Source organism: Pseudomonas sp., assembly GCF_035277045.1.
In the GTDB taxonomy this organism is placed as follows: Bacteria; Pseudomonadota; Gammaproteobacteria; order Pseudomonadales; family Pseudomonadaceae; genus Aquipseudomonas.
The window spans coordinates 1-6,242 of record NZ_DATELE010000262.1 but is presented as its reverse complement, the minus strand read 5'-3'; the positions used below and the strand labels follow the sequence as shown (position 1 = coordinate 6,242).

The window sequence follows — 6,242 nt, the reverse complement described above, 5'->3', positions numbered from 1 at the left end:
GCCGAATGCGGCTCCATGGTGCGGGCCATGGCAACGCTGTACTTGGTGTTCTTCAGGCCGTTGTCAGCTTCGTTCTGGATGCTGGCGCGGGTTTTCTTCTGCTCCATGCCAGGCGCGAAACCGCCGCCCTGGATCATGAAGCCCTTGATCACACGGTGGAACACGGTGTTGTCGAAGTGGCCTTCCTTGACGTACTGAACGAAGTTCTCGACGGTCTTGGGCGCTTTCTCGGCGTTGAGTTGCAGGATGATGTCGCCGTGGTTGGTGCTCAGTTTGACTTTGGACATGCTGAAATTCGCTCTTTCAAGGCATTTGGAAAAGGTAGGCGAAGCGTTGCCTACAACCACCTGACGCACAGTCGGATGCAGACGACACAACGCGCGCGACCGGTATTTTGCACAGGCGGCGATAAAACGCGCCAGTTTGTCGGCGTCGAGCTGTCGGCAGCTTGACTGCTTCGGCTATGATAAGCGCTTTGATTCAGTCGGCCTACCCAGGCCGTGTACCGGTATTCAAGGATCCTATGAGCAAGCCCACCGCCGACACCGCTCCCAACGCCCCTGCCAAAGGCGCCCCAGCCGTCCCTGCGAACTTCCTGCGCCCGATCGTGCAGGCCGACCTGGACGCGGGCAAGCACAGCAGTATCGTCACCCGTTTCCCGCCTGAGCCCAACGGTTACCTGCACATCGGCCACGCCAAGTCGATCTGCGTGAACTTCGGCCTGGCCAAGGAGTTCGGCGGTGCCTGTCACCTGCGCTTCGACGACACCAACCCGGCTAAAGAGGACCAGGAGTACATCGACGCCATCCAGAGCGACGTCAAGTGGCTGGGCTTCGAGTGGGCGGGCCCGGTGCGCTACGCCTCCGAGTACTTCGACCAGCTGCACGACTGGGCTGTCGAGCTGATCAAGGCCGGCAAGGCCTATGTCTGCGACCTGACCCCGGAGCAGGCCCGGCAGTACCGCGGCAGCCTGACCGAGCCAGGCAAGGACAGCCCGTTCCGCGAGCGCTCCGTCGAGGAAAACCTCGACCTGTTCGCGCGCATGAAGGCCGGCGAGTTCAAGGATGGCGAGCGCGTGCTGCGCGCCAGGATCGACATGGCTTCGCCAAACATGAACCTTCGCGACCCGATCCTGTACCGCATCCGCCATGCCCACCACCACCAGACCGGTGACAAATGGTGCATCTACCCCAACTATGACTTCACCCACGGTCAGTCGGACGCCATCGAAGGCATCACCCACTCGATCTGCACCCTGGAGTTCGAGGGCCATCGCCCGCTGTACGAGTGGTTCCTGGACAACCTGCCGGTGCCGGCCAAGCCGCGCCAGTACGAGTTCAGCCGCCTCAACCTGAACTACACCATCACCAGCAAGCGCAAGCTCAAGCAGCTGGTCGACGAGCAGCACGTGCATGCCTGGGACGACCCGCGCATGTCGACCCTGTCGGGCTTCCGCCGCCGTGGCTACACCCCGGCCTCGATCCGCAACTTCTGCGAAATGATCGGCACCAACCGCTCCGACGGCGTGGTCGACATGGGCATGCTCGAGTTCAGCATTCGTGACGATCTTGACCGTAACGCGCCACGTGCGATGTGCGTGTTGCGCCCGCTCAAGGTGGTGATCACCAACTATCCCGAGGGCCAGGTCGAGCAGCTCGAGCTGCCGCGTCACCCGAAGGAAGACATGGGCGTTCGCGTCCTGCCGTTCGCCCGCGAGATCTACATCGACCGCGACGACTTCATGGAAGAGCCGCCAAAGGGCTACAAGCGCCTGGAGCCTGCCGGTGAAGTGCGCCTGCGCGGCAGCTACGTGATCCGCGCCGACGAGGCCATCAAGGACGCCGACGGCAACATCGTCGAGCTGCGCTGCTCGTACGACCCCGACACCCTGGGCAAGAACCCCGAAGGCCGCAAGGTCAAGGGCGTGATCCACTGGGTGCCGGCCCAGGACAGCATCGAGTGCGAAGTGCGGCTGTACGACCGCCTGTTCCGCTCCGCGAATCCTGAAAAGACCGAGGAGGGCGGCAGCTTCCTGGACAATATCAACCCCGATTCGCTGCAGGTGCTGAGCGGTTGCCGTGCCGAGCCTTCGCTGGGCCAGGCGCAGCCTGAGGACCGCTTCCAGTTCGAGCGCGAAGGCTACTTCTGCGCCGACCTGAAGGACACCCAGCCAGGCCGTCCGGTGTTCAACCGTACCGTCACTCTTCGCGATTCTTGGGGCAGCTAAGGAATTTTCGTGCTTACCATCTACAACACCCTGAGCAAGGCCAAGGAAGTCTTCAAGCCGCTTGAAGGCAACAAGGTGCGCATGTATGTCTGCGGCATGACCGTGTATGACTACTGCCACCTGGGCCACGGCCGCAGCATGGTGGCCTTCGACCTGGTCACTCGCTGGCTGCGATTCAGCGGCTACGACCTGACGTACGTGCGCAATATCACCGACATCGATGACAAGATCATCAACCGCGCCAACGACAACGGCGAGGCGTTCGACGCCCTCACCGCGCGGATGATCGATGCCATGCACGAGGACGAGCGGCGCCTGAACATCCTGCCGCCCGACCAGGAGCCGCGTGCCACCGATCATATCGGCGGCATGCACGCGATGATCCAGACCCTGATCGACAAGGGCTATGCCTACGCGCCGGGCAATGGCGACGTGTACTACCGCGTCGGCAAGTTCGTCGGCTACGGCAAGCTGTCGCGCCGCAAGATCGAAGACCTGCGCATCGGTGCGCGCATCGAGGTGGACGAGGCCAAGCAGGATCCGCTCGACTTCGTGCTGTGGAAGGCGGCCAAGCCGGGCGAGCCGAGCTGGGAATCGCCATGGGGCGCGGGCCGTCCGGGCTGGCATATCGAGTGCTCGGTGATGTCGACCTGCTGCCTGGGCGAGAGCTTCGATATCCATGGTGGCGGCAGCGACCTTGAGTTCCCGCACCACGAGAACGAGATCGCGCAGAGTGAAGCCACCACCGGCAAGCCATACGCCAATGCCTGGATGCACTGCGGCATGATCCGTATCAATGGCGAGAAGATGTCCAAGTCCTTGAACAACTTCTTCACCATTCGCGACGTGCTCGACAAGTATCACCCGGAGGTGGTGCGCTATCTGCTGGTGGCCAGCCACTACCGCAGCGCGATCAACTACTCCGAAGACAGCCTGCGTGATGCCAAGGGCGCCCTTGAGCGCTTCTACCACGCATTGCGCGGTCTGCCGCGGGTTGCCCCGCTGGGTGGGGAAGAGTACGTGGAGCGCTTCAAGGTCGCGATGAACGATGACTTCGGTACACCCGAGGCCTGCGCCGTGCTGTTCGACCTGGTGCGCGAGATCAACCGCCTGCGCGAGAGCGAGCCGGCGGTGGCGGCAGGGCTTGCTGCGCGTTTGCGCGAGCTGGCCGATGTGCTGGGCGTGCTGCAGCTTGATGCCGATGATTTCCTGCGCGCTGGGGCGGAGGGCAAGGTTGATGCGGCCGAGGTCGAGGCACTGATCCAGGCGCGCCTGGATGCGCGTGCGGCGAAGAACTGGGGCGAGTCCGACCGGATCCGTGACCAGCTCACGGCCATGGGCGTGGTGCTTGAAGACGGGAAGGGCGGGACCACCTGGCGCCTGGCCGACTGATAGACTGGCTGGCTGCATTCGGTGTTTCCTGCCTCTACTGCACAACACGGTAACTCTGCGCCCCGGCGAGGGCTTCGCCCTCGCCGGGGCGCAGGACTGAAGCGTTGTACGATGCTGGCAGGGTACAGAGACAGTGGCTTCCACGAATCGTGAAGCGCCTCACCGCAATGAGGAGGTCCTACCTCACTCCACTCATTGGACACCGCAACACCATCTTCGCCCCACCCAGCTCGCTGCTGCCCACTTCCAGCCTGAACCCGTGCAGGTCAACGATCGCCGCAACGATCGACAACCCCAGCCCGAACCCTGCATGCCGGTGGCCTTCCTCGCTGCGGTAGAACCGCTTCAGCACTGCTTCGCGTTCTTGTTCGGGAATTCCCGGCCCGCTGTCCTCCACGGCAATATGTACCCCAGAGCCGTCCTGGCCCGCGCGCAACCGCACCATGCCACCCTCGGGGGTGAACTTGATCGCGTTGCCGAGCAGATTGGACAGCGCCTCGAACAACAACTCGCGATCTCCATGCAGCGCGGCCAATTGCGCTGGCTGCTCAAGCTCCAGGCGGATATCGCCATCCTCGGCCAGCGGCAGATAGAAGTCGTGAAGTTCGGTCAGCAGGGCATGCGGGTCGAGGTCAACGAAGCCCGCGCGGCGCTGGCGGTCTTCCAGCTCGCTGATACGCAGCAACCCACGAAAACGCGCCATCAAGGTGTCGGTCTCGCCAATCGCCTGCTCCAGGGCCTCGGCCTGGGGCGCGTCATCTGCGCTCTGCTGGCGGATCCGGTAGAGCTGGGCGCGCAGGCGGGTGAGCGGGGTGCGCAGATCGTGGGCGATGTTGTCGCACACACCTTTGACCTCGTGCATCAGCCGCTCGATGCGGTCGAGCATGACGTTGACGATGGCGGCCAGCATGTCCAGCTCGTCGCGACGGGCCGACAGCGGCAGGCGCCGGGTGAGGTCGCCGGCAACGATCAGCTCGGCGCTTGCCTGCACCGCACGGATGCGCTTGAGCGGCCTTCGGCGCAGCAGGTACCAGCCGGCTATCCCCGGAAGGATAGTCAGCGAAAGCCCCCAAAGCAGGGCGTGCAGGATGATCCGGGTCACCACGAACAGCGAGCCGTTGTCACGCACCAGCACCAGCCAGCGGCCATCGTTGACCTTGATCGCCACCGCATCGCAGCTGTCACGCGGCAGGTGCGGGTCGTCGGCATCCAGGCAGCGCTTGAGCTCATGCACCTGGCCGTCCAGGCCCAGTTCGGCGGGGAGCTGGCGGATGCGGCCGCCCAGCGGGTTGAGCTGGGCATCGAACAGGCCGTAGGCGTCGAAGCTGCGCTCCTCGAAGGCCTGGCTTGCGATCAGCGCATCGTCCAGCTGCTTGCCGCTCATGTGGGCGAACAAGTGCTGGCGCTGGAGCATGGAATGGCGGGTGAGCTTGTTGAGGTAGCTCGACACCTCGAAATACAACACCCCCATGAGGATGCTGCTCCAGGCCACGAACAGGAAGCTGTACAGCGCCAGCAGTCGGCTGGTCGACGAGCTCCAGCCCTTAGACGGGTTCAGCAATGGCATAGCCCGAACCCCGCACCGTGCGTATCAGTGGCGTCTGGCCCGGGGCGTCGATCTTCTTGCGCAGGCGGCCGATGTGCACGTCGATCAGGTTGGTGCCCGGATCGAAGTGATAGCCCCAGACTTCCTCGAAGATCATCATGCGGGTGATGACCTGGCCGGCATGGCGCATCAGGAACTCCAGCAGCTTGTATTCGGTGGGCAGCAGGTTGAGCGTCTGCGTGCCGCGGCGGGCCTCGTGGCTGATCAGGTCGAGCTCAAGGTCTGCGACCTGTAGGCGCGTCTGGGTGGTGGGCACGCTGTTGCGCCGCAGCAGCACCTCGACGCGGGCGGCCATCTCGTCGGACGCGAAAGGCTTGGTCAGGTAGTCGTCACCGCCGGCGCGCAGGCCGCGCACGCGCTCATCGACATCCGAGAGGGCGCTGATCATCAGGATCGGCGTGGTGATCTTCAGGGTGCGCAGAGTGGTGACGATGGTCAGGCCATCGACCTCGGGCAGCATGCGGTCGAGGGTGATCAGATCGAAGCCGCCGGCGATAACCTTGGCCAGGCCTTCGCGGCCGTTGTCGGCCCATTCCACTTCCAGGCCGTGGCTGGTCAGCTCGGCGACGATTTCCTGGGCGGTGACGGCGTCGTCTTCGATGGTCAGTACGCGGGGCATGCTAATACCTGGGCAGCGAGTAGAGGTCTGATTGTGCCAAAGAATAGACAGCGGCCGGTTTAAGAAAAATTCATCTGCGAAGGCAGGCGGTATCAGGAGTCGCGGTGCCCCGCATTGTGGGAGGGGGCTCGCCGGGGCGCCCCGGCGAGCCCGCTCCATTAGAGCTGGCGAGGCCAGCTCGGTTGGATGCCTCGACCCGCGCAGCGGGCATTGTATGCAGCCCTTGTGTCGCGACCGAGGGCGTGCCCGCGAATGGGTTGCAGACCCGAGTCAGTCGACCTTGACGATCCAGCCAGCCGGCGCTTCCACGTCGCCGCTCTGGATACCGGTCAGCTCGTGGTAGAGCTTCTGCGTCACCGGGCCCACTTCGCTTTCGCTGTAGAACACATGCAGCTTGC

General features: G+C 63.9%; 5 protein-coding genes and 1 pseudogene. 2 read left to right on the top strand and 4 right to left on the bottom strand.

The annotated features are described in order from the left end of the window. The coding region (locus VJS90_RS14555; protein WP_324122347.1) for a peptidylprolyl isomerase at positions 1-287 on the bottom strand (287 nt) is incomplete at its 3' end. Between the two features lie 236 nt (positions 288-523). On the opposite strand from VJS90_RS14555, the gene VJS90_RS14550 reads away from it, so the two are divergent. Both VJS90_RS14550 and cysS read left to right on the top strand, forming a co-directional pair. Continuing rightward, positions 524-2,227, top strand: coding sequence for a glutamine--tRNA ligase/YqeY domain fusion protein (locus tag VJS90_RS14550; protein ID WP_324122346.1), 1,704 nt, complete (start codon positions 524-526; stop codon positions 2,225-2,227). Positions 2,228-2,236: 9 nt separating this feature from the next. Further along, entirely contained in the window at positions 2,237-3,619 is a 1,383-nt protein-coding gene (cysS, locus tag VJS90_RS14545; protein WP_324122345.1) for a cysteine--tRNA ligase, read from the top strand. Positions 3,620-3,797: 178 nt separating this feature from the next. On the opposite strand, the gene VJS90_RS14540 is transcribed toward cysS, so the two are convergent. The 3 genes and pseudogenes from VJS90_RS14540 to VJS90_RS14530 form a co-directional block, all read right to left on the bottom strand. Then, positions 3,798-5,186, bottom strand: a complete 1,389-nt coding sequence (locus VJS90_RS14540) for a HAMP domain-containing sensor histidine kinase (protein ID WP_324122344.1) — start codon at positions 5,184-5,186, stop codon at positions 3,798-3,800. Beyond that, positions 5,164-5,844, bottom strand: a complete 681-nt coding sequence (locus VJS90_RS14535) for a response regulator transcription factor (protein ID WP_324122343.1) — start codon at positions 5,842-5,844, stop codon at positions 5,164-5,166. Before VJS90_RS14535 ends, VJS90_RS14540 begins: the two co-directional genes overlap by 23 nt. A gap of 270 nt (positions 5,845-6,114) precedes the next feature. Then, a pseudogene (locus tag VJS90_RS14530) lies at positions 6,115-6,242 on the bottom strand (branched chain amino acid aminotransferase); the annotation flags it as partial.